This is a genomic window from Cohnella candidum, from assembly GCF_003713065.1.
In the GTDB taxonomy this organism is placed as follows: domain Bacteria; phylum Bacillota; class Bacilli; order Paenibacillales; family Paenibacillaceae; genus Cohnella; species Cohnella candidum.
On sequence record NZ_CP033433.1, the window covers coordinates 5,151,869 to 5,175,077 of the forward strand.

The 23,209-nt window shown below is 55.4% G+C and carries 20 protein-coding genes; 17 read left to right on the top strand and 3 right to left on the bottom strand.

All coding sequences use genetic code 11. From position 1 onward, the window contains the following. Nucleotides 1-78 precede the first annotated feature (78 nt). Complete coding sequence (locus EAV92_RS23770; RefSeq protein ID WP_123043373.1) at nt 79-690, bottom strand: superoxide dismutase; 612 nt, start codon at nt 688-690, stop codon at nt 79-81. Between the two features lie 336 nt (nt 691-1,026). On the opposite strand from EAV92_RS23770, the gene EAV92_RS23775 reads away from it, so the two are divergent. From EAV92_RS23775 to EAV92_RS23820, 10 genes are all read left to right on the top strand, one after another. Then, on the top strand, nt 1,027-1,449 hold the full coding sequence (locus EAV92_RS23775) for a GNAT family N-acetyltransferase (RefSeq protein WP_123043374.1): 423 nt from the start codon (nt 1,027-1,029) through the stop codon (nt 1,447-1,449). A 159-nt stretch (nt 1,450-1,608) separates the two neighbouring features. Beyond that, complete coding sequence (locus EAV92_RS23780) at nt 1,609-2,190, top strand: DUF402 domain-containing protein (protein WP_123043375.1); 582 nt, start codon at nt 1,609-1,611, stop codon at nt 2,188-2,190. Next, nucleotides 2,187-2,780 (top strand): signal peptidase I, encoded by a 594-nt coding sequence (lepB, locus tag EAV92_RS23785; protein ID WP_123043376.1) that lies wholly within the window; start codon nt 2,187-2,189, stop codon nt 2,778-2,780. Before EAV92_RS23780 ends, lepB begins: the two co-directional genes overlap by 4 nt. A 64-nt stretch (nt 2,781-2,844) precedes the next feature. After that, the gene (gene queG, locus EAV92_RS23790) at nt 2,845-3,984 is read left to right on the top strand and encodes a tRNA epoxyqueuosine(34) reductase QueG (RefSeq protein ID WP_123043904.1); all 1,140 of its coding nucleotides are present in this window, start codon (nt 2,845-2,847) and stop codon (nt 3,982-3,984) included. Nucleotides 3,985-4,059: 75 nt separating this feature from the next. Then, nucleotides 4,060-5,082 carry an HD-GYP domain-containing protein gene (locus tag EAV92_RS23795; protein WP_123043377.1) on the top strand — a complete coding sequence of 341 codons (1,023 nt, stop codon included), beginning with the start codon at nt 4,060-4,062 and terminating at the stop codon, nt 5,080-5,082. Between the two features lie 134 nt (nt 5,083-5,216). Beyond that, entirely contained in the window at nt 5,217-5,438 is a 222-nt protein-coding gene (locus tag EAV92_RS23800; RefSeq protein ID WP_123043378.1) for a YneF family protein, read from the top strand. A gap of 64 nt (nt 5,439-5,502) precedes the next feature. Beyond that, on the top strand, nt 5,503-6,096 hold the full coding sequence (gene folE, locus EAV92_RS23805; RefSeq protein WP_123043379.1) for a GTP cyclohydrolase I FolE: 594 nt from the start codon (nt 5,503-5,505) through the stop codon (nt 6,094-6,096). A gap of 164 nt (nt 6,097-6,260) precedes the next feature. Next, entirely contained in the window at nt 6,261-7,337 is a 1,077-nt protein-coding gene (locus EAV92_RS23810; RefSeq protein WP_123043380.1) for a Gfo/Idh/MocA family protein, read from the top strand. Between the two features lie 712 nt (nt 7,338-8,049). After that, on the top strand, nt 8,050-8,976 hold the full coding sequence (locus tag EAV92_RS23815; protein WP_123043381.1) for an S-layer homology domain-containing protein: 927 nt from the start codon (nt 8,050-8,052) through the stop codon (nt 8,974-8,976). Nucleotides 8,977-8,982: 6 nt separating this feature from the next. Further along, nucleotides 8,983-11,799: a hypothetical protein gene (locus tag EAV92_RS23820; protein ID WP_123043382.1), complete on the top strand. Its 2,817-nt coding sequence runs from the start codon at nt 8,983-8,985 to the stop codon at nt 11,797-11,799. Nucleotides 11,800-12,084: 285 nt separating this feature from the next. Here EAV92_RS23820 and EAV92_RS23825 read toward each other — a convergent pair whose 3' ends face one another. Beyond that, on the bottom strand, nt 12,085-13,212 hold the full coding sequence (locus tag EAV92_RS23825) for a Fe-Mn family superoxide dismutase (protein ID WP_123043383.1): 1,128 nt from the start codon (nt 13,210-13,212) through the stop codon (nt 12,085-12,087). A gap of 83 nt (nt 13,213-13,295) precedes the next feature. Beyond that, nucleotides 13,296-14,330, bottom strand: coding sequence for an alpha/beta hydrolase (locus EAV92_RS23830; protein ID WP_123043384.1), 1,035 nt, complete (start codon nt 14,328-14,330; stop codon nt 13,296-13,298). Between the two features lie 210 nt (nt 14,331-14,540). Here EAV92_RS23830 and EAV92_RS23835 point away from each other — a divergent pair, with 210 nt between their 5' ends. From EAV92_RS23835 to EAV92_RS23865, 7 genes are all read left to right on the top strand, one after another. Next, the gene (locus EAV92_RS23835; RefSeq protein ID WP_123043385.1) at nt 14,541-15,284 is read left to right on the top strand and encodes an IclR family transcriptional regulator; all 744 of its coding nucleotides are present in this window, start codon (nt 14,541-14,543) and stop codon (nt 15,282-15,284) included. A gap of 124 nt (nt 15,285-15,408) precedes the next feature. Beyond that, a complete protein-coding gene (locus tag EAV92_RS23840; protein ID WP_123043386.1) occupies nt 15,409-17,172 on the top strand; it encodes a sensor histidine kinase in 1,764 nt (587 codons plus the stop codon). A gap of 35 nt (nt 17,173-17,207) precedes the next feature. Further along, on the top strand, nt 17,208-18,803 hold the full coding sequence (locus EAV92_RS23845) for a response regulator transcription factor (RefSeq protein WP_123043387.1): 1,596 nt from the start codon (nt 17,208-17,210) through the stop codon (nt 18,801-18,803). A gap of 94 nt (nt 18,804-18,897) precedes the next feature. Next, nucleotides 18,898-20,415, top strand: coding sequence for an ABC transporter substrate-binding protein (locus EAV92_RS23850; RefSeq protein WP_123043388.1), 1,518 nt, complete (start codon nt 18,898-18,900; stop codon nt 20,413-20,415). Nucleotides 20,416-20,492: 77 nt separating this feature from the next. Further along, nucleotides 20,493-21,425 carry an ABC transporter permease gene (locus EAV92_RS23855; protein ID WP_241158380.1) on the top strand — a complete coding sequence of 311 codons (933 nt, stop codon included), beginning with the start codon at nt 20,493-20,495 and terminating at the stop codon, nt 21,423-21,425. A 13-nt stretch (nt 21,426-21,438) separates the two neighbouring features. After that, nucleotides 21,439-22,326: a carbohydrate ABC transporter permease gene (locus EAV92_RS23860; RefSeq protein WP_123043389.1), complete on the top strand. Its 888-nt coding sequence runs from the start codon at nt 21,439-21,441 to the stop codon at nt 22,324-22,326. A 25-nt stretch (nt 22,327-22,351) separates the two neighbouring features. Next, nucleotides 22,352-23,206, top strand: a complete 855-nt coding sequence (locus EAV92_RS23865) for a sugar phosphate isomerase/epimerase family protein (protein WP_123043390.1) — start codon at nt 22,352-22,354, stop codon at nt 23,204-23,206. Nucleotides 23,207-23,209: the final 3 nt, after the last annotated feature.

Consider the following 23,209-nt stretch of genomic DNA (forward strand, 5'->3'; position numbering starts at 1 on the left):
GGTATCGTGGTTTTTTGTTTTGTCCGCAATGGAAAAACGCTCCCTCCCAAGCGGGAGAGAGCGTTCGTCTGCAGCTGCTTATTTCGAAGCTTCGTACAGTTGGCCGACTTTGTTCCAGTCGACGATGTTCCAGAACGCCGCGATGTAGTCCGGGCGCTTGTTTTGGTATTTCAGGTAGTAAGCGTGCTCCCATACGTCCAGGCCCAGGATCGGCTTGTCGCCTTCCATGATCGGGCTGTCTTGGTTCGGCAGGCTGTATACTTTCAGCTTGCCGTCTTTGCCCACGGCGAGCCATGCCCAGCCGGAGCCGAAACGGGTCGTCGCGGCAGCCGCGAACGATTCCTTGAACTTCTCGAAGCCGCCGAGCTCGCTGTCGATGGCTTGAGCCAGCGCGCCGGACGGAGCGCCGCCGCCGTTCGGGGAGATCGTCACCCAGAACAGGGAGTGGTTGGCATGTCCGCCGCCGTTGTTGCGAACGGCCGTGCGGATGTTTTCCGGAACGGCATTCAGGTCGGCGATCAGGTCTTCGACCGTTTTGCCGGCCAGCTCGGGAGCGGATTCCAGCGCTTTGTTCAGGTTCGTCACGTACGTGTTGTGATGGCGGCCGTGATGGATTTCCATCGTCGTCGCGTCGATGTTCGGCTCCAGCGCGTCCTTCGCGTAGGGCAGTTCGGGCAGTTGGTGTGCCATGTGAAATACCTCCTGATTGGGTGTCATATGTAACTCACGTTTATTATTATCCTAAATTTGCCGGAGTAAATCAACACGGATGTTTGAAAAGTCGAAAACCCGGGTAAATAACTCAAATACGCGCAAAAAAAGACATCCTTCGTCCGATTCCCCCATTTTTATACGTAAATTTATAGTTATCATCCGATATAAAGCGTTTTCATAAGGATTTCTCTGGCTTTCCCAAAATTAATTTATGTTTTTTTCACAAAAGGGAATGAAAAATTCATATTATTGTCGTAATATTAATAGTGCGTTAAATGGACGTAAATCTTTTGCCCGGGGAGATTGTGCAACATGCAGATCCGTTCTTTCCAACTTTCGGACTACCGGTCCGTTGCCGAGCTTCTTAAGGAAGTGCTGTCGGAAGAGTGCTGCGAGGAGACGATGGGCGCGTTCGCGCGGCAGCTGTCGTGGGACAGCGAGCTGGTGCTTGTCGCTTCGATCGATGACGTCATCGCAGGGGTTTTGATCGGCACGATCGATCAGCAGAAGGGTTACGTTTACCGCATCGCGGTTCATAAGGAATATCAGCGCCAAGGCGTCGGGAAGGCTCTTGTATCGGCGATGAACGCCCGGTTCCGCCAGCGCAATGTTTTGAAAGTACTTATCGCAGGGGACAAGCACAACGAGGTGCTTCGACCGTTCTACGAAGCGCTCGGTCTCGCGCCGGTCGATTTCGCCAGACCGTCCCGGCCGCTTGCTATCGTAGCAGGCTGATTTTATGGAGATATAGGCCTTACCTATTCGCTCTTTTGAAAGCATATCCGTTACGCCATTGCATTTGGCGGGGGGATATGCTTTTCTTAAATTAATCCGCCAATCCGGAGGATAGGCGAAGCGGTTACTTGCGATCACGGGATGCTGCGGAGGGCAGGCATGGCAGAAAGCGAAAGAATCTCAACGACATATCGCCGCGGCATTATCAAAAGCTTCAAACATGACGGCTCCTTGCATCGGATGTGGCTGGAGAATTGGATCGTGCCTGCCGAATTGCTTCAACCGGAGCACGCCGAAGCCGGCGTGCAGGTGCTGCTGAACGAGCGCACGCTGATCCGGGAAGCGGACGGCAAGGAGTGGATCAGCCGGGTGCCCGCCGCCGCGTTTTTCCTTCCGGGAGAATGGTTTAACGTGGTGGCGCTGCTGGAAGACCGGGGTATCCGCTACTATTGCAACGTCGCCTCTCCTTTTTACCAATATCACGACGTATGGACGTACATCGACTACGATTTGGACATCGTGAAGCTTCCGGACGGCACGGTGATGGAGTTGGACCGCGACGAATTCAACCGCCATCGGCTCGAGTACCGCTATGACGCCGAAGTGCTCGCCCGCATCGACGACGGGCTCGCAAGGCTGAAGGAGCGGTTGGAGTGCCGGTCCGTCCCGTTTGGGGACGAGCAGGTCCGCCGTTATTACGAAGAGTGGAAAAAAACGCAGAGGAGACCAGATCGGCCATGACCCAAGAGACCGAAACGTTGTCGTCCGCGCGCAGAACGAAACCCGATCGGGGGCCTTGGCTGACCGGCTGGCGCAAGGAATTGTGGGATTGGGCCAAAGCGCTCATCGTCGCCGCCGTTGTCGTGCTGCTCCTGCGGGCTTACGTTTTCCAGCTCTCCACGGTCAAAATGCACTCCATGCAGCCCACCCTTCAAGAGAAGGAATGGCTGTTCGTGAATAAAATTTCGTATGAGTTCGGCCACCCCGAGCGGGGAGACGTCGTCATTCTGAAAGATCCGAGCGACGGGGCTGACCGAAAAGATTACCTGGTTAAACGCATCGTCGGCATGCCGGGAGACAAGCTCGAAATCCGGAGCGGCCAGCTGTACTTGAACGGCGAACTGACCGTCGAACCGTATACGGACTCGGCGATCGAGGACGGCGATTTCGGGCCGACGCAGGTCAGTCCCGGCCATTATTTCGTCATGGGAGACAACCGTCACGCCGGAGGCAGCAAAGACAGCCGCGCGTTTAAAGAGGTTCCCGAGGACATGATTATAGGAAAGGCAGAAGCCGTCATCTGGCCGATCGTACGTTGGACGAAACTGTAAGGAGGGATGCCAAGTGGCTCCATCGGAGCGGGACGCGGAATTCTGGCGCCTGCTGAAAGAAGAAATGGTCGCCGCGGCTCCCGGTCTCGGCATCGATAAAATCGGCGTGGCCGCGGCCGATCCGTTCACCGTGTTGAAAGAGCGTCTCGTGAAGCACCGGGAACAAGGCTTCGAATCCGGCTTCGAGGAGCCGGATTTGGACAAGCGGACGGATCCGTCGCTTCTGCTCCCAGAGCCCCGGACGATTTTGTCGATCGCCGTGGCTTATCCGTCCAAGCTGAAGGATGCGCCGGTGTCGGAGCCGGGGCTCAGAAGAGGCATCCTGTCCCGGTCCGCCTGGGGCGAGGATTACCACCATGCGCTTCGCAGGCGGTTGGATAAGCTGGCGGCTTGGCTGATCGAGCGGGTGCCGGAAGCGCGCCTCATGTCGATGGTCGACACCGGCGCATTGTCGGACCGCGCGGTGGCTGAACGGGCCGGCATCGGCTGGTCGGGAAAAAACTGTTCCATCATTACGCATGAGTTCGGGTCGTGGATTTACCTGGGCGAAATGCTCACGGATCTGCCGCTTCCGCCGGATCAGCCGGTCGAAGAAGGATGCGGCGATTGCACGAGATGCATCGACGCTTGTCCGACCGGCGCACTCGTCGGTCCGGGGCAGTTAAACGCGCAGCGGTGCATCTCCTACGTCAACCAGACCAAAGGGTACGTAGAAGAAGAGCTGATGCTCAAAATCGGCAACCGGCTGTACGGCTGCGATACGTGCCAGATCGTGTGCCCGATCAATAAAGGCGTGGATTTCCGGCATCATGAAGAGCTGCTCCCCGATCCGGAGGTGGCCAAGCCGCTGCTCCGGCCGCTGCTCCAAATGGGCAACCGCGAATTCAAGGAGAAGTTCGGCGCCAGCGCGGCTGCCTGGCGGGGCCGCAAGCCGATCCAGCGCAACGCGCTGATCGGGCTGGGCAATTTCCGCGATTCCGAATCCGTGCCGGACGTGGCGCGGGTGCTCACGGAAGATCCGCGTCCGGAGCTGCGGGCGACGGCGGCTTGGGCGCTCGGACGCATCGGCGGGGAAGCGGCGGAAGCCGCGTTGTCCGAAGCGCTTGCCGGGGAACGGGAGCAGGAGCCTGCCGTTCGGGAGGCTGCAGAACGGGCTTTGCGGCAGATCCGTAAGGTTTCTTCCGGGAGCCGTGGCGAACTTTGATAGGTACTGTCGAAAATTGCCTGAATACGGTAGAATAGAAGACATCCAGATATACACCGTGGGAGAGAATATTGGATGAGACTCATTAACATCGAATCCGTCGAACCGGGGCAGTATCTCGGCAAAACGATATTTTCGGACAACGGCACGGTGCTTCTGTCCACCGGCGTCCAGTTGACCGTTTTCATGATCAGCACTCTGAAAAGGCTCGGCGTTTCGACCATTTACATCGACGACCCGCAATTCCGGGACATCGAATCGCAAGACATGCTGTCCGACGAAACGAAGCGAGCCGTCATCAAGCAGATGTCGGAGACGTTCGAAGCTTTGCGCTCCGGCAAGGAATTCAGCACGAGAGCGATCAGCCAGACGATCGATCAGCTCCTCGACGACGTGATGCGCAATTCGGGCGTGATGGTCCACCTGTCCGATATCCGGACGGCGGACAATGCGGCTTACGTGCATGCCATGAACGTTTGCATGCTGTCCACGCTCATCGGCTTGAACATGGGCCTGAACATGCTCCAGCTGAAGGACCTCAGCATCGGGGCTTTGTTGCACGACATCGGCAAGCTGAACGCGCCCGAAGTACAGGAAGGCCGGATGCATCACGCTTGGCGGGGATTCGAAATCCTGAAAATGAAACGCGAGTACAGTCTCCTGGTCGCCCACGTGGCGTTCCAGCATCATGAGGCGGTCGACGGGTCGGGGTTGCCGCGGGGCATTACGGGAGACGAGATCCATACGTACGCCAAAATCGTCGCCGTCGCGAACACCTATGATAATCTGCTTTACCAGCCGGAATCAGGAACGCCGATGCTGCCCCACGAGGCTTGCGAGCGCCTCGGCGCAATGTCCGGAACGCTGCTGGATCACGAGGTGCTGACCCAGTTCATGAAGGTCGTCTCGGTGTATCCGAACGGCATTTCGGTCAAACTCTCGAACCGCAAAATCGGCGTCGTCGTCGGCCAGCACCGCGGCTTGCCGACACGGCCGATCGTGCGGATCATCAGCCGGGAAGACGAGGATACCGTCGAGGCCAAAGAGATCGATCTCGCGCAGCATCATACCCTTTTCATCGAAGCCGTTTTAAGCTGATTTTCCGGGGATTTTCGTCACGGACAGGCGGTTTGCGAGAACCCGGACGCCATGCTATCATGTAGGCAAGTACCCTGCGCACTCGTGCCCGAGGCAGCAGGGTTTTATTTTGATCAAGCAGGGGGAACTTCCATATGTGGAGCATCATCATTCCGATCGTCACGCTGGTCGTCGGCGCGATTATCGGGTTTGCCGTAGGGGTCTTCTATTTGAAGAACCAACTCACCAAAATGCAGAACGATCCGGACATGCTGGCCAAGATGGCCAAGCAAATGGGCTACAATATGAACAAACAACAGCTGCAGAAAGCCCAGCAAATGATGAAAAACCAAGGCCAAAACCAGAAGCGCCGGTAATCGGCGGCCAGGGGCGGCGTCGGAATCCGGCCAGGGCCGGGTTCGGGCAAGAGGGGGAGTATTCATGGCGGGCATGAAAGATTACGTGAATCGGAACGTGGAAAGCAACCGGGAAAAAATCGAGTCGCACGTGCGCGAGATTTTGAAGCTGATCGGCGAGGACGTCGAGCGGGAAGGCTTGCTGGAGACGCCGGCTCGCGTGACGCGCATGTACGAGGAAATTTTCGCAGGCTATTCGATCGACCCGCGGGACGTGCTTGGCGTGACCTTCGACGAACAGCACGAAGAACTGGTCATCGTGAAAGACATCGTCTATTACAGCCAGTGCGAGCACCATATGGCGCCTTTCTTCGGGAAAGTGCATATCGGATACATACCGAGCGGCAAAATCGCGGGTCTCAGCAAGCTGGCGAGGCTCGTCGAGGCGGTCACTCGGAGGCTTCAGGTGCAGGAACGGATTACGTCGCAGATCGCCGATACGCTGGACGAGGTGCTTAAGCCGAACGGCGTGATGGTCGTCGTCCAAGGCGAGCATTTGTGCATGTGCGCGCGCGGGGTCAAAAAACCGGGGAGCAAAACGGTGACGTCGGCGGTACGCGGTCAGTTCCGCAACAGCGCCGCGTTGCGCTCGGAATTCCTTGAGTTGCTGAAACAATAAGCAGGCGTGAGGGCACTCTCCTTGGCGGAGGGTGCCTTTTTGCGTGCCATGGGTATATCAAATAAGTGGAGAAACAAGACTATTGCGGGTATGACGTTCGTCCGGCGCCATCGTCTATGATATTCTTATCACCCGTTTGAGGGAAACTGACTGGAGGACCACCCATGAGTACCATGAAGAAAATCCGCATCGGCTTGATCGGAGCGGGCAATATCGGCAACGTGCATTTGCAGGAGTTCGGCAAGCTGAAGGACCAATGCGAGTTTACCGCCATTACGGACGCGTATTTGCCGCTGGCCGGTCAGCGCGCCGCCCAATACGGGATTCCGGTCGTGGCCAGCTCCCCGGAGGAGCTCATCATGCGCGAAGACGTGGATGCCGTCATTGTGGCCGTGCCGAACCAGGCGCATGCTCCGCTCACTATATTCGCGCTGGAGCACGGCAAGCACGTGCTCGTCGAGAAGCCGATGGGCCTAAACGCCGCCGCGGCGAAGGAAATCGTCCGCGCCCAGCAACGCACCGGGCTGACCGTCATGGTCGCGCACCAGATGCGCTGGGAGTGGCTGCCGCTTCAAGTGAAGCAGCAGGTCGAGCAGGGCAAACTGGGACGCATCTATACGGCCAAAGCCAGCTATGTGCGCCGCAAGGGCATCCCCGGCTGGGGCACCTGGTTCACCCAGCAAGCCCAATCCGGCGGCGGCCCGCTGATCGATATCGGCGTGCACATGCTGGACCTGACGTTCTTCCTGATGGGCGAGCCGAAGCCGGTGTCGGTGTATGGCGCCGCATACGCGGAGTTCGGTCCGCGCAAGAAAGGGATCGGCACCTGGGGCAAGCCGGATTGGAACGGCACCTATGACGTCGAAGACTTGGCGACCGCGATCATCAAGATGGAAGACGGCAGTACGCTGACGCTGGACGTCAGCTGGGCGGTCCACACCGATACGGATGACATGCCGTTCGTGAAGCTGATTGGCACCGAAGGCGGCGCCGTGTTGCGCGGTTCCGAAGGCAAGTTCCTGACGGAACAGTTCGATCAGCCGATGGAAGCCGCGCTCTCGGAGCCTGCCGGCGACGAAGGCGGCCGCGTGCGCCTCAGCCGCCACTTCCTCGAGTGCGTCCGCGAGGGCAAGCAGCCTTGGACGTCCGCCGAAACGGGCCTCCGCAGCAACCTGATCATCGACGCGATCTACGAATCTTCCCGCACCGGCAACGAAGTGAAGCTGGACTGGAGTTTGTAAGCGAGCTTATCGCGACATAGCCGAACGAGCGAACGGCAGCCCTGGGGCTGCCGTTTTTTTATTTAGTGGGAAAAACTCCAACTATTTAGCCGCTGGAAGGGGGTTGATGCGAATTAGTGGGAAAAGCTCCAACAAATTTTGCCGATTCCTTGCCAACGCTTATGTCCGGGCTGAATTAGTGGGAGTTTTCGGAGCTATTTGCGTGATTTTCGAGAAAGCCGCCATTTTAGTGGGAACTTTTCCTTCTATTTTAAAATGGGTGACGAAGTGGGGGCAGACACCCTCGCAATCCGCCACGCTAAGTAAACCTGGACTACTTAACCTCGCACGCACTCCCACCATCCGCCACAACAAGTAAACCACGACTACTTAAACCCGCACGCACCCCCGCCATCCGCCGCCATAAGTAAACCAAGACTACTTAACCTTGCACGCACTCCCGCCATCCGCCGCAATAAGTAAACCACGACTACTTAACCTCGCACGCACTCCCGCCATCCGCCACAATTAGCGAACACAATCGAAATCTGATGGTTGATCGTTCATCCTTTGAGCAGAATCGACCTGGAACGCGCGGCGTGTTGAAAAGGCACACTTTTATAGTCTTTTGGAACCGTAGGAAGAAGTTACCAGAAGTTTATATAATAGCAAAAGAAAACGGTTTATCCTTTGTGAGATTCGATTCGGTTCGCGTTGGGGAGGACGTTTGGTGATGATATTGCGCAAGTGGACGTGCAGGGCCTTATGCTTGATTCTCGTCTTTTCTTGGGTTGCGACGGCATTCGCGGCAGGAGATTCGCAAACCGGAACCCATTGGGCGGCATCCGTGTTGCAGAAGTGGCAAGATAATGGCTGGATCCACGGGTATCCGGATGGCTCCTTGAAGCCTGACGCACCTGTAAAGAGGGCAGAGTTCGCAGCCCTGATCAACCGAGCTTTCCAGTTGAAAGAGGAGAAGGCCGGCGTCTCATTTGTCGATCTTCCGGCCTCGCACTGGGCATCTCATGAGATCGCCATTGCGGTAGAGGCGGGATACTTGAAGGGAAATGACCAAAACAAAGTGAACCCGGACAGCCGCACGACTCGGCAAGAAGCCGCCGTCATGATCGCGGCATTGCTGAAGCTTCCTGCTCCGACCATTGTTGACCTGTCTGCATGGAGCGATGCGTCCGAAATCGCCGAGTGGAGCAAATCCTCCATCGCGGCCGTGGCTGCGGCAGGAATCATGAAAGGCGACGCCAGTGGCAAATTCCGTCCGAAAGCCTTCATCACGCGTGCGGAAACGGTAGCTTCTTTGGATGCCGCCTTAGGTCTCTCCCAAGCGACCAAGACTTTTGACAAACCCGGTGAATACGGTTCGGCGGCTTCCGCACCCGAGACGATTGTCGGCAATGTGGCCATCACTTCGGCAGGTGTCACATTACGCAATATGGTCATCACGGGCAATCTGCTGCTCGGCCAAGAAATTAAAGATGGCGACGTCACTCTGGATCACGTAAACGTTAAAGGAACGACGACCGTGCGTGGCGGAGGGGAGCATTCCATCCATGTGACCGACTCCGTGTTGGTTCGGGTTATCGTGGATAAGACCGGCGGTAAAGTTCGGATCGTCGCATCCGGTTCGACAAGCGTGCAATAGGTCGTCGTGCAATCATCCGCGTTCATTGAGGAAAACGGTCTAACCGGAACCGGTTTTGCCGATGTAGAGTTGGCAAAGCTGCTTCCGAAAGATGCGACGGTCGACTTGATCGGAATGTTCGATGATGTGAGCGTTGCCTCTATGAGCGTCAAAATCAACATCCCGAAAGGTTCGGTCGGTAATGTAACGGTAGCTGGGGGCGCTTCCGGCAACACGGTCGACGTAGGGAACGAAGCAAAGATTTTGAAACTTGTCCTCAATGCCGTGATCAAGGTAACGGGCGGAGGCTCAATCGATAAAGCGACGGTGAACGAGGGCGCCCAAGGCTCTTCTTTCGAGAAGAAGCCCGCGGAAGTGGACGGCACCGGCAAGGATAAAATTGATGTGACGGCGCCGTTCATTCCTATCTTCGCAGGCGGCGGAGGTGGTGGAGGCGGAAATGGAAATGGGAACGGGAATGGAGATGGCGGAGGTCCGTCTTGTACCCAATGCCATAGTGCTCTTTTGTCCATGGTAACGGCAGAGGGCTATGTTTGGGAAAAAAGAAATGACCAAAGTGTCAGGGTTGGCACGGGATTCGATAAAAATATTTTTCGGTACTCAGTTGAAACTCCGAGGGATCTTGCTTCTTCAACGGTACCTATTACATTGACACCGGAAGACCCGGATGCGGAAATTGTTTACTATATTTCGTACGGAAAAGTGCCAATTGGCGCTACCCCAACGGGGACGCAAAAGGGAACGGCTCATTTTAATATCATGCTAAAGCCTCTTGAGGATGTTGATATCGAAGTCTTCGTCACGAGTCCGAACGGTCAGGGCCAGTATTACCACTTTATCTTCTATTACCACAGAACGATACAAGAAGAGTTCCTGATCCGCAGTCATGCCTTTTACGATGAAGCAGGCCAATATATGAAATATTATTCATTGATTGCTGACCATTTGGTGCTTCAGCCTGGAGATAAAGTGGAAGTTTACCGAAAGCCAACAGATGGAAATCCGAGCTGGACGCTGACAGTCAACCCTGGTTACGCATTTGAAAGTCTTTCTGGCTATCATCCAACTTCAGGTCAAGATTCCGATCTATATATAAAAGTCAAACGCGCAGGCTCAACGATCAGCGAAGGCGATTACCACTATGATGGGGAACCGTTAAATGTTATAACCGATAGTGCTGGCGTAGCAGTCCGACCGTTGAACCGGAATGAGTTAAACATTGCGAGCGAAACGAATCCAGGTATTACAAATGGCTACGAAGTAAGCTTTAACCGCGATGCGATGGGTCCACTTTTGAAAAGCGCAAAGTTTATCGATATTTACAGCACACCCACTTTGGGTAACTTTCCTGTACCTTACGCTGCAGTCAAGGAAGATGTGAAGCAGATTATCCCATTAGCTTCACCGATAGATATTGCGTTCTTGGGTGCTTCTTATCGGCACTATGATCTCGAAATCTCACAAGTTTATGATAGCTATGTATATCTGTTTTTATATGACGAAGAACGACATCCTATAGGATACATGGCAATACTGATTAAATACGACGAAGAACATGTAAGCAATGGGGCAACGGCGATGAAGAATGCGTCGCCCATTCTGAATCCTTCAGACGTATCAGCTCCGTCCCTTTCCGTGGTATCTTCGGTGGTTCCCGTCGGAAGCGAGTTGGTACTGACCAGCAGCGAAGAAGGAGTTGCGTACCTGGTACCTTCAGGAACTACCTACAACTCGAGGATGGAACTTCAACAAAAGGTGCAATCGGGGCAAGGGACAGCTCAAGCAATGAAGACTGGAAACCTTACGTTTATGCCTCTGAACGAATTGCCTGCAGGGTCTTGGAATCTCTATGGTATTGACGTAAACGGAAACATTACTTCGCCGATAGCCATTACGATAGGTGATCCCGCACCGGTGCCGCTTGATCTCAGCAGTACGGGTACGCTTTCCCAAATGTACAATAATGGCGTCATCTTACGATTTAATGCGCAAATTGAGAACAACAAGGAGAACATGGCATCTTTAAAAGCGAGCATTTCGTTCGCCAACGATGGAGTGAATTTTCAGCCGCTTACTGCAGACGACACAGTGTCCACTGTCGGGGATTTGCTTTTCATTACATTCGGTCAACCTTATACAGGAACCGTTAATAGGATCAAGATTGCCCATGGAGCGTTGAAGAATAAGCAAACGCAAGAAGCGTTGGCACAAGATATCATCAGTCCAGCGTTCGCAGAAGGGCCGATCGTGACGGTTCCAAGTTCACCTGGGCCCGTGATCTTGAACAATATTGGAGATTCTTTTACGTTTATGGTCGACAGGCCGTCCACGATCTATCTCACGCCTTTTGGCAGCCCGTTAACTCCGGAAAATCTCGAACAGTTAATCGCGCAAGGTAAAGCATTGAAAATAGTGATTACACAGGAAACGGCCAACCAACTCCTGTCTCTTGCGACAACGGGTCTTTCACCCGGCCGCTATTTATTTATTGCTCTCGGAGGGGGCGCTAAAGAGGTGCGTCTCGCGATAACCCCGACTTTAGTTTCTAACCAGGTACAATTGCATAACGTCGCAGGTGTAGAAGATGAGATCATCGTCAGTCAAATAACGGAAGGGGACGTTATTCGAGTCAGGGACTTTATGAATCCCTTGGGCATACCCGTAAAAACCGAAATCGTGCCCCCGGGAAAATCAACAATAACTATCACCGGCGTTTCCTTGGATGACACAGGAGGCATTCTATCCATTACGAGAGAGAGCGTCGGAAAGGCAGAATCCGACCCCTCAACCTTTTACTATCCTCCAGTTGCAGGGCAACCCTGAATCAAAAGCCGACTAGGAGTTAAGCTCCTGTCGGCTTTTATTGTGCAAGTCACCGTTGTTCCAAATACCTGCTAATGTGCATGTATTTTAGCCGAATCCCGTTCAACGGACGTAAATTGGTGCAATCGTGCAGGTATTGAGCCCCGTTATGGCTCCCAAAGCGGATTCGTCATGGAATACCTGCATTTTGGCATCAATTGAATCCCCGCCGAGAACCGGTTTCGAAATTAATGCACATTTGCATCAATTGAATCGATGGATCGTCTTTCAGCGCACCGGCATCCCTCAATAAGGCACCCACTGCAGCGTCCGCGCCCGGGCGAAGCGGTCGGAGACGAAGGGCCAGTTGACGACGTTCCACCAATCCCTGACGTAGGCGGCACGGTCGTTCTGGTGCTTGAGGTAGTAGGCGTGCTCCCACACGTCCAGCGGCAGCAAAGGAATGACGTCCCACTGCGACAGGTTTTGGTGCTTCTCCGCCGTCAGAATCTCCAACCGCCCGCTGCGGGGGCTCCAGACGAGGATGGCCCAGCCTCCGCCTTCGACCTTAATAGCCGCTTCGGAAAATTGCCTCTTGAACCCGTCGAAGCTGCCGAAGCTCCTGCCAATCTCGGCAGCGAGCGCGCCGCTGGGCTGGCCGATGGCTCTCGGCGTCATCGCGTCCCAGAAAATCGTATGCAAATAGTGGCCCGCGCCGTTAAAGGCGAGTTCCCGTTCCCAATGCTTCACCAGATCGAAGTCGCCGGTCCTGCGGGCTTCCTCGAGCTTCTTTTCAGCTTTATTCAACCCGTCGACGTAGGATTGGTGGTGCTTGTCGTGGTGGATGCGCATCGTTTTCTCGTCGATCCAGGGCTCCAGCGCGTTATAGGGATAAGGCAATGGAGGCAGCGTATGCCCGCCGATCGCCACCGCTCGGGTCCCTCCCCAGGCTCCTGCAATGCCGAGGGGATTCGACCACGTTCCTTCGGGGCGCAGAGGAGAGTCCGCAGGCTCAGGACCGACGAAATCGTCCATTCCTTCGGGCTCGTCGACGTCCGATCGGAAAGCTTCCGACTCCTTGCGAACGAAGTCGAGCAACGCCGGCGCGGACGGCATTCGGCGCACGGCGGCGCTATGCTGTTGCAGAAGGCCGAGCTGGCGGACGAATTCCAACGTCTGGTGGCGCGCTCCTTCCAGCAGCTTGGACAGTTCCTCGCTGCCCCCGCCTTCCATTGCAGAACGAAGCTGATCTTGCGCCTGCTCCGACGTTCGGCCGAACACGCTCTCCCACTCCTGCATCAATCGGACATAGGGCCACTCCAGCCCGGGCACGATTTCCCGGATGACCGCCGCATGTTCTTTTTCGCGCCTTTTCCACAACACGATTTCCTCCAGAATGCGGATCGGCATCCTGTCCCCGTATACCCGAAGCATGGCGAAACCCCTCCCGAGGCGATTGGGTACTTTACGTACCCAACGTATGCCGGGGAGGGGCCGAATATGCCGACCTATGAAAATCAAACGCTGACGGCATGGGTGCCGAACTTTTTCGTAACCGTCGCGGTGTGCACTTCCTTAAGGAACACGGTGAGCCGGTCTACGTATTCCTTTTTGTGCGTGCGGAAAATCATTTCGTGAATGGCGCCTTTGACGACCCACAGCTGCGAGTAGGGATTGGTCTGGACCTTCGCGACGTTTTCGGCCAAATAAACGGGAGCTTTGCGGTCGTTTGTTCCGTGGATCAGGAAGATCGGGAAGTCGAACGGCGTATCCTGCGCCAGCTTTGCGGGAACTTGGTCCAGCGACGTTCCGCCCATGATCGGCAGGAACCATTTGATCAGCGACAAAGTCGGATATCTCGGAAGTTTCAACTGGGTCTGTTCGAGGTTATAGTATAGTGTATCTTCGTTCGGCAGGAACGTGCTGTCCAGAATCATCCCGTCGACGGGAGCATGCTGCAGGGCCGCTTGAAGCGCCGTTCCGGCTCCCATGGAGAAGCCCCAGACGATCAGCTCTTCGGAGCCTTGCTGACGCGCGTATTGGATGGCGCCGAGCAGCTGCTTGGACTCGCGCACGCCGCCCGTCGCGGAGAGGCGGTGCTTGCCGTTCGCGAACCCGTAATCGAACATGAGGACGTTATAACCGAGTTTGTGAAGCATGTCCGCCAAGTCGTACATCGGAACCCAGCTTTCCTCGCGGTTCGCTCCATACCCGTGGCTGAGGACGATGCTTTGCCGGCTGCCTTCTACCGGAATCCACCAGCCGTCTACGGTGCTTTTGCCGTCCGAGCTGGGGAATGTCACGTCGGAATACGCCAGATTTTTCGCCAACATCGGATTCGACGTCAGCGGCGACACGTTAGGATGGGTCAATTTCCAAGCCATATAGGCATGAAAGCCTGCATATATCAGAACGAGGGCAAGTACGCCCGATAGGAAAACATACATCATCATACGGCCGATGCGGCGGACGAGGGATTGCTCTCCGGGTTCCGGAAGGAGCGGGAGGGGGATGTTTCCTCCAAGGGCGACTGGTGCGGGCAGCGTTGTCATTCGGGCATCGCCTCTTTTTTGTAAGCGTTTTTATGGAGCGGGTTGTTCTCATCTTAGACCCAGAGACCTAGGGCGTCAATGAGCCTGAACGAAATGTAAATCCGGTGTAATCAAACTGTAATCCAAGCTGGAAGTCATTTACTCCGGCGGGCGATTGCGTTATACTAGGCATAACGGTGTTTCATAGGATGAAACGAGGGAATACGCAAAATGGAAGAAGAAAAACGAACCGTCCGCGCCGTGGAGAGAGCGTTGGACGTCTTATTGTGTTTTACGGGAAAACCGGAGTGGGGATTGTCGGAAATCGCCGGACAGATCGGGCTTCACAAGAGTACGGTTCACCGGCTGCTCGCGACGCTTGAGGACCGGGGCTTCGTCATTCGGGACGACGCGACGGAAAAATACAGGCTCGGCCTGCGCGTACTTGAATTGTCATCCAACTTGGCCCGCGAAGGCGATCCGTCGGTGGTGCTGCTGCCGGATATGGAGCGGTTGCGCGACGAAATCGACGAGACGGTCAGCCTCTATGTGAGAGACCGGAACGAGAGGGTTCGGATCCAAGCCGTGCAGAGCGGCCAGGCGATCCGCCGGGTTGCCACCGTGGGGGCGAGGCTGCCTTTGTCCGTGGGCGCGTCCAGCAAAGTGCTGCTGGCGTTCGACGAGCCATCCGTTCGTGATTCCGCCATGGCGGAGCCCACATGGCCCGCGGGACTGGACCGGACGGCTTACGCCCGGCAATTGGACGAGATCCACAGTCTGGGCTACGCGACAAGCTTCGAGGAACGCGAGCCGGGAGCGGCTGCCGTATCGGCTCCGATCTTCAATCGCGCAGGCAAGTTGGTCGCCGCGCTCGCGGTGTCGGGGCCATCCAACCGGCTGACGCCGGACGTCATGCACGAGCATGCGCCGGCCATCATGGAGGCGGCCAAGCGGATGGGACGGCTGTTAGGGTAACAGTAGGAACAAGTGGACAAATGAACAATGGTAGAAGCCGCCAGTCGTCGGACTGGCGGCTTTTCCATTTTGCTCCCTGACGATTCTCCCACGTTTTCTGCTAGAATGGAGGTTACCGTTAACCTTGCCGCCCTCGGCAGACCGGCAGCCTGCAGTCCTCATGGGAGGGATCTATCTGAATCCGCTCAAGCTCAAAAGGAATTCCATCCAGTTCAAATTATTCTCAGGCGTGCTCATCGTCCTGGTCCCCTTGATTGCTCTCCTCTTTTTCAACAATTACTACGCCATTCACGTCGTCCGCGACCAAATATCCGTTTCCAACAAAAACACCATCTCGCTGTACATGCGCCAGATCGACGAGAATCTCGACGACGTCTCCAAATACATCTACAAACTGGCGTTAAGCGACCCCGACCTGATCGAGTTGAACCAGAAGGGATTGACGGACAGCTACATGCTCTCCAAGGTGCGGCTGTCCAACGAATTGTCCCAGGACATCCTTCTGCTCAAGGCGGTCGACTCCATGTTCGTCTATTCGATTCCGAACCAAGACATTTTGAAAACGTACCGGAACTCCCCGTCCGACGCTTTATTCGTTTATTCGCAATTAATGACGAGGCTGCAGCCTGAAATGCAATCGAACGAGGACATCACGAAGCAGTGGTACGCCGAAACGATCGGCAAAGAGCATTACCTCGTCACCTACTCCAAAACGGACAACGTCATCATCGGCGCGTGGGTGAACGTGAAAAACCTGCTGACGCCGATCAGTTACGTGAATAAGGGAGAAAACGTCACCCCTCTGTTCGCGACGGACCGGGGAGAGCCGCTCGTTAACGAGGATTTCGTCCGCGAGCATCAGATCGACCTCAACCGGCAAACGGACTCCTACTACATGTCGGGATCGAAAGAGCAATTCCTTGTCGTCGGCCAAAAATCGAGCATCAGCAACATCAGTCTCATCGCGCTCGTCCCGGACAGCGACATTTTGAAAGGGCTTCCTTATTTGACGAGGGTCATCATTCTCTGTTTTCTGGCGGTCGCGCTGCTCGTTCCGTTCTCCCTCATGATGCTCCGTAAGACGGTGCTGCTCCCGCTCAGGCGCATTCTAATGGCGATGAAGCTGGTCAAGGAAGGCAACCTGAAAGCCGCCATCACCCCTTACCGGACGTCCGACGAATTCGAAATCGTGAACGACTCGTTCAACGGCATGATCCAGGAGATCGAAACGCTGAAAATCAGCTACTACGAAGAACAGCTCCAGAAACAGCAGGCGGAGCTCAAATACTACCAACTGCAAATCAAACCGCACTTTTTCCTGAACGCGATCAACATCATTTACAACCTGGCGCAAGTGAAGAAATATGAGCTCATCCAGGAGCTGTCCATCAGCCTGTCCCGATATTTCCGCTACATGCTGCAGACGAACCAGTATTCCGTTCCACTCGACAAGGAGATCAAGCACATCCGGAATTACCTCGTGATCCAGGAGCATCGTTTTCCGAACCGGTTCCAATACGAAATCAACGTGGAAAACCAAGCGCTTCCGATCCCCGTGCCGCCTCTGGCCGTGCAGACGTTCGTGGAAAACGCGGTGAAACACGCCATGTCCATGGACAGGGTGATGAAGCTGACGATCGATGCCGAGCTCAGAAAAGACGAGGAGAGTACCCGGCTATGGATTCGCGTGCAGGACACCGGCACCGGATTTTCGGAAGAGGCGCTGGCCAAGCTGCGGGCAGGAGAGCGCATCGTGGATGAAGACGGGGAACACATCGGGGTCTCGAATATCCGCGAACGCCTACACCATTTGAACCCGGGCAGCGAACTGACGTTCACCAACAGGCCCGAGGGCGGCGCTTCGGTCGAAATGCTCATTCCCGTTTAAAATCAGCCGATTTCCTCAAGGAGGTTGCATACAAGATGAACATGCTTCTGGTAGACGACGAGGTTCATGCGCTGGAGGGCCTTCGCGACGCTCTGGATTGGGACGGCTTGGGCATATCGTCCGTTTTCACGGCCAACAATATCCGTCAGGCCAAGGAAGTGTTCGAGAACGAATCCGTCGACATCATGATCTGCGATATCGAGATGCCGGAAGGAAGCGGCCTGGAGCTGCTCGCTTGGGTGAAGGAGTTTCACCCGAGGGTGGAAACCATCATCCTGACCTGCCACGCGGAGTTTACCTACGCCAAGAGGGCGATTCAGCTCGGCGGCCTTGAGTATTTGCTGAAGCCGGTTCCGTATGATGAGCTGTCCGAGGCGGTCGGCAAGGCGAAGGATCTGCTGCTCGACAAGCAAGTCCGGGAGAGCCATCACAAGAACAGCGAGCTGTGGGAGAAGAACAAACCGCTCGTGATGGAGCGTTTTTGGCATGACGTCCTTCATGGTTCAATTCCGCCGGAAAGCCGGGCACTGGAAGAAGCGGCGGCGTCGCGGAACATCGTTTTGCCGGACTCCGAGCAATACGTTCCCGTTCTCGTCGGTCTCCAACGGGAAGTAGACGGCGGTTCCGCGGAGCATAAGCTCAAAGAAGCCGCTGCGTCTTATGTCTCGGAACGATTCGTCGAAGTTTTTTCCGTCGCTCACGACGCGAAGTCGCTGGTCATAATCAACCCGCTGCAGCGGGATGTACCGTATGACCCTGAGTCCCTGCGGAGCGCATGCAAAGGTTTTATCGCTTACTGCCGGGAGACTTGCGATTGGGACCTGTCTTGTTACGTAGGCCAAGCCGGTCCGATGACGGACTTGCACGAATCGTTCGAGCGCTTAAAACAAGGGATGAAGTCGAACGTCGCCATGCTGAATAAGGTGTTCATGCCCGGAGAAACCGCCGCGTCCAATCGGACGGTTCAACTGCCGGACGGCCGGCTGTGGAAGGTCATGCTCCAGGAGGGCAAAACGCAGCTTCTCCTGCAGGACTCGGAAAGTTTCCTGCACCGCTTGGTCGACGAGAAAGCGTTGGATTCGGACATGCTTCACCGGTTTTATCACCATTTTCTCGAAGCCCTCTATTTGTCGTTGAACGAAAAAGGCATCCATGCGGAAGAACTGTACCGGGACAAAACCTCCGTGGACATAACCGCCCGTTCGACGTCTTCCCTGGAAGACATGAAGCGCTGGCTCCGGCACGTGACCGAGAAGGCCGAAACCTATTTGAACGTGGAGCAAAAACCGGAGATGGTGATCGAACGCATCAAGACCCACATCCGGAACCATCTGGACAAAGAGCTGACCCGGAACGATATCGCGCAGCACGTCTTCCTGAATCCGGATTACATTTCGCGTCTGTTCCGCAAGAAAACGGGCTTGTCTCTCACCGAATATACCGCGCAGCTGCGAGTGGAGATCGCCAAGGACCTGCTGCAGAAAACCGACATGTCGGTGCAGTCAATCGCGGCCCGGGTCGGGTACACGAACTTCTCCTATTTCTCGAAAATGTTCAAACAAGCCACCGACATGAACCCCGTCGATTATCGGCGTTCACATGCCGACCCTCAAAACCGGAGGTCAGATTAGAGCTAGGAACACGTCAGACCGCAGGTAGAGTCACCATGGCCTCCTGTCCTACAATCAACTCAGATTCACAAAACGAACGCGTGGGGGCTCAGGTATGAACAGATTTCGCAAGGTTGTAAGCGGTTTATCGTTCGTGTTGGCGCTGATGCTGGTACTGTCGGCATGCGGCGGCGGATCCAAGTCGGAATCCTCCGGTTCCGGTTCGGCATCGGCTTCCGCGGATAACGGCAAGACAGCCGAGCTCGTGATGCCTTTCTTCGTCTTGAACGGCGTACCGAAAGACATCCAACTGGTCAACGACGAAATCAACAAAATCACGAAAGAGAAAATCAACGCGACCGTGAAGCTGCTGCCGATCAGCTACGGAACCTACGCGCAGCAGACGAACCTGATGCTGACGGGCGACGAGCAAGTCGACTTGATGGTCGTCGGTACCTGGTTCAACTACACCACCCAGGTGGCGAAAAATCAGCTGCAGCCGATCGACGATTTGCTCCAGAAATACGGCCAAGACGTCGTGAAGACGCTCGGCGATAAATACGTTTCCGCCGGCAAGGTCAAAGGCAAAACCTACGGCGTCGCCACGATGCGCGACCTCGCCGACGAGTACGGACTTGTCGTTCCGCAGGAAATCCTCGACAAGAACGGCGTCAAGGCGGAAGACATCAAGACGTTCGACGACGTGGAGAAGTTGCTCGCCGCGATCAAAAAGAACGACCCGAACTCGACTCCTCTGGTGCCGTTCGGCCCCGGCGATTCCCTGCTCGACAACTACATGACTTACGACAACCTGGGCGATAAGCTCGGCGTACTGAAAGGCGACGCGACGGATCTCAAAGTCGTCAACTGGTTCGAGCAGCCGGAATATGCCGCCCTGCTGAACAAAGTAAGAAGCTGGTATCAAGCCGGTTACATCATGAAGGATGCGGCAACGAACAAAGACAGCGGACTTGAGCTCGTGAAAGCAGGCCGCGGCGACGTCCTGCTGACCCGGATCAAGCCGGGCTACGCGGAACAAGAATCCCGTCTGATCGGCAAGAAGGTCGTCACGATCCCGCTGCTCCAGCCGCAAGCACGGACGAGCTCCGTCGCGAACATGATGTGGGGCATCCCGCGCAACTCCAAATACCCGGAGAAAGCGATGCAGCTGCTCAACCTGATGTTCACGGACACCAATGTAGCCAACCTGCTCGCTTGGGGCATCGAAGGCAAGCATTACGTCGTGAACTCGGACGGAACGGCCGGATACCCGCAAGGCGTCGACCAGAACAACAGCGGGTACAACCTGAACCAAGGCTGGATGTTCGGCAACCAGTTCCTGACTCACGTATGGCAAGGGGATTCTACCGACCTGTGGAAGCAATTGCAGGCGTTTAACGACTCTGCCGTCCAATCGAAAGCGCTCGGCTTCACGTTCGACCAAACCCCGGTAAAAACGGAAGTCGCGGCGGTGCAGAACGTGCTCAACCAATACAAGATGGCGCTCGAGTGGGGCACCGTAGACCCGGCCAAAGTGCTGCCGGAATTCAACAAGAAGCTTAAAGACGCTGGCCTCGAAAAAATCATCACGGAAAAACAAAAACAGCTGGACGAGTGGGCAGCCTCCAAGTAACGGACGTTTGACCGTTACCGGAAAGGCGGCGGGCCTCCATCGCGGAGGCCCGTTCGACCCCCAGGAAGGAGGAGCCTATGGGTTTGACCGTATGGCAACGAGTGCTGAGGAACGTCTCCCGGAACAAAGCCATGTACTTGATGGTTCTCCCAGGAATCCTCTACTTGCTGATCAACAACTATTTGCCGATGCTTGGCCTCGTCATCGCATTCAAAGACGTCGATTTCGCCATAGGCATCCTGCACAGCGACTGGATCGGTTTTAAAAATTTTGAATATTTGTTCAAAACGTCGGACGCGTGGATCATCACGCGCAATACGATCGGCTACAACGCCGTGTTCATCGTCGTGAACTTCGTGTTCTCCATCACCATCGCGATTTTCCTGAATGAGATCACTTCGAAGTTTTTCTCGCGTTTCTACCAGAGCGTGCTGCTGCTTCCTTATCTGATTTCCATGATCATCGTCAGCTACCTCGTATTCGCTCTGCTAAGCTCGGATACGGGCATGATGAACCACACGATTCTCCCGATGCTCGGCATCCATGAGATTTCCTGGTATAACGAATCGGTCTACTGGCCATTCATTCTCGTGTTCGTCAACCTATGGAAAAACGCCGGTTTCCTGTGCGTCGTATTCCTGGCGGCGATCATCAGCATCGACAAAGAATATTACGAGGCCGCGACGCTGGACGGAGCCTCCAAATGGAGACAGATCCGCACGATCACGATTCCGCTCATCTCGCCCGTTATCGTCATGATGCTGCTTCTCCAGATCGGGCGCATTTTCTACGCGGATTTCGGACTGTTCTTCCAGGTTCCGATGGAATCGGGTCCGATCATGAACGCGACCAACGTTATCGATACGTACGTCTACCGCGGATTGATGCAGATCGGGGATATCGGAATGTCGGCGGCCGCGGGCTGCTACCAGTCCATCGTCGGTTTCCTTCTCGTCCTTCTCTCGAACTACGTCGTACGCAAGATCAACAAAGACCACGCATTGTTCTGAAAGGAGCGCGACCATGACCCAACAAAACCGACTCATTCAATGGACGGCGCACGTCTTCCTCATGCTGATCGCGCTCGCGTGCATCCTTCCGTTCCTGCTGCTGTTCATGAGTTCGATCGCCGACGAGCAAGCGATCATCCGCGACGGTTACTCCTTGTTTCCGTCGGCGTTCAGCGGCGAGGCGTATCGGTACCTGGCGCGGGAATCCTCGCAGCTGCTTCGCGCCTACGGAATCACCGTGCTCATTACGATCGTGGGCACGACGGCCGGGCTGATATTAACGGCCATGCTTGCCTTTCCGTTATCGCAGAAGAGCTTCGGCCCCCGCAAGCCGCTGACGTTCATCGTCTTTTTCACGATCCTGTTCAACGGCGGTTTGGTTCCGACTTACCTCATCTACACGCAGTACTTCGACATGAAGAACACGATTTGGGCGCTCATCATTCCGAACCTGCTGCTGAACGGCTTCAACATCCTGCTCATGCGGACGTTCTTCTTGAACTCGGTGCCGGACGCCGTCATCGAATCCGCCGGGATAGACGGCGCGGGACAGTTCCGGACCTTCACGTCCATCGTGCTTCCGCTGTCGACCCCGATCCTCGCGACCGTCGGGCTGTTCCAGGGGATCGCCTATTGGAACGATTGGTTTAACGGCGTCATTTTCATCACGAATCCGGCCTACTTCAGCATTCAGAACATCTTGAACCGGATATTGATGGACATCCAGTTTCTTTCGAGCAGCAACATGTCGTCGCAAGTCGGCGACGCGCTCAGCGCCATTCCCGGCACGACGGTGCGGATGGCCATCGCCGTCATCGGCGTCATTCCGATCCTGATCGCCTATCCGTTCTTCCAAAAATACTTCGTTAAAGGCATCATGATCGGCGCGGTCAAAGGATAATCGAACTCTCGGATGGAGGTTTAACATGAACTTCGAAATCGGTTTGCAATTGTTCTCCGTGCGCCAGGCGCTGCAGCAGGACTGCCCGGCTACGCTCAAGGAAATCTCTAAAATCGGCTATAAGAACCTGGAACTCTTCATTCATAACGCGGACAACGGCGTCCGGTTCTGCGGCCTTAACGCGAAAGAATTGAAGAAGGTGCTGGACGACTCCAATCTGCAGATCGTGTCCAGCCACGTCGGCATCCTGGACACCGTCGATTGGAACGATCTGATCGAGTACAACCTGGAAATCGGCAGCAAGACGATCATCAACCCGATGGAGCTGTTCGCGGACCTCGACGCTGTCTATGCCTTCTGCGACAAAATGAACCGTTACGGCGAACGCGCTCGCGAAAACGGCCTGGACTTCTACTATCACAACCACTTCGAAACGTTCCAGCGGTTCAACGGTCAATATATGATGGACATCCTGCTGGAGCGGACCGATAGGGACCTCGTCAAAATCGAGTTCGACACTTACTGGGCGCTGAGAGGCGGAGTGGATCCGATCGAATGGCTGGGCAAGCTGGGCAGCCGCTGCGATCTGGTGCACCAGAAGGACATCCCGGCGGCCGTGAAGCCGGTCAACGTTTTTGAAACGATCGACGAATCGGAGCCCATCACGTTCGAGCGCTTCATGCCGTTTTCGAAAAAAGAATACTTCGCGGAAATCGGCGAAGGCAGCATGAACATCCGCGGCATCGTCGACGAAATCAACCGGAACGGCGCGGCCAAGTACCTGTTCGTCGAGCAGGACCATACCGTGCGGGACGAACTCGAGAGCGTCGCGATCAGCTACCGCAACATCACGAACCTGCTTGCTTCCATGGAGGGATAAACC

Bases quoted from the DNA above. Each gene is read 5' to 3' on its own strand.
- EAV92_RS23775 (WP_123043374.1), top strand. From the start codon at position 1,027: ATGCAGATCCGTTCTTTCCAACTTTCGGACTACCGGTCCGTTGCCGAG.
- folE (WP_123043379.1), top strand. From the start codon at position 5,503: ATGGCGGGCATGAAAGATTACGTGAATCGGAACGTGGAAAGCAACCGG.
- EAV92_RS23860 (WP_123043389.1), top strand. From the start codon at position 21,439: ATGACCCAACAAAACCGACTCATTCAATGGACGGCGCACGTCTTCCTC.
- EAV92_RS23795 (WP_123043377.1), top strand. From the start codon at position 4,060: ATGAGACTCATTAACATCGAATCCGTCGAACCGGGGCAGTATCTCGGC.
- EAV92_RS23830 (WP_123043384.1), bottom strand. From the start codon at position 14,330: ATGACAACGCTGCCCGCACCAGTCGCCCTTGGAGGAAACATCCCCCTC.
- queG (WP_123043904.1), top strand. From the start codon at position 2,845: ATGGTCGCCGCGGCTCCCGGTCTCGGCATCGATAAAATCGGCGTGGCC.
- EAV92_RS23800 (WP_123043378.1), top strand. From the start codon at position 5,217: ATGTGGAGCATCATCATTCCGATCGTCACGCTGGTCGTCGGCGCGATT.
- EAV92_RS23780 (WP_123043375.1), top strand. From the start codon at position 1,609: ATGGCAGAAAGCGAAAGAATCTCAACGACATATCGCCGCGGCATTATC.
- EAV92_RS23810 (WP_123043380.1), top strand. From the start codon at position 6,261: ATGAGTACCATGAAGAAAATCCGCATCGGCTTGATCGGAGCGGGCAAT.
- EAV92_RS23855 (WP_241158380.1), top strand. From the start codon at position 20,493: ATGGGTTTGACCGTATGGCAACGAGTGCTGAGGAACGTCTCCCGGAAC.
- EAV92_RS23850 (WP_123043388.1), top strand. From the start codon at position 18,898: ATGAACAGATTTCGCAAGGTTGTAAGCGGTTTATCGTTCGTGTTGGCG.
- EAV92_RS23770 (WP_123043373.1), bottom strand. From the start codon at position 690: ATGGCACACCAACTGCCCGAACTGCCCTACGCGAAGGACGCGCTGGAG.
- EAV92_RS23865 (WP_123043390.1), top strand. From the start codon at position 22,352: ATGAACTTCGAAATCGGTTTGCAATTGTTCTCCGTGCGCCAGGCGCTG.
- EAV92_RS23815 (WP_123043381.1), top strand. From the start codon at position 8,050: ATGATATTGCGCAAGTGGACGTGCAGGGCCTTATGCTTGATTCTCGTC.
- EAV92_RS23835 (WP_123043385.1), top strand. From the start codon at position 14,541: ATGGAAGAAGAAAAACGAACCGTCCGCGCCGTGGAGAGAGCGTTGGAC.
- EAV92_RS23825 (WP_123043383.1), bottom strand. From the start codon at position 13,212: ATGCTTCGGGTATACGGGGACAGGATGCCGATCCGCATTCTGGAGGAA.
- EAV92_RS23845 (WP_123043387.1), top strand. From the start codon at position 17,208: ATGAACATGCTTCTGGTAGACGACGAGGTTCATGCGCTGGAGGGCCTT.
- lepB (WP_123043376.1), top strand. From the start codon at position 2,187: ATGACCCAAGAGACCGAAACGTTGTCGTCCGCGCGCAGAACGAAACCC.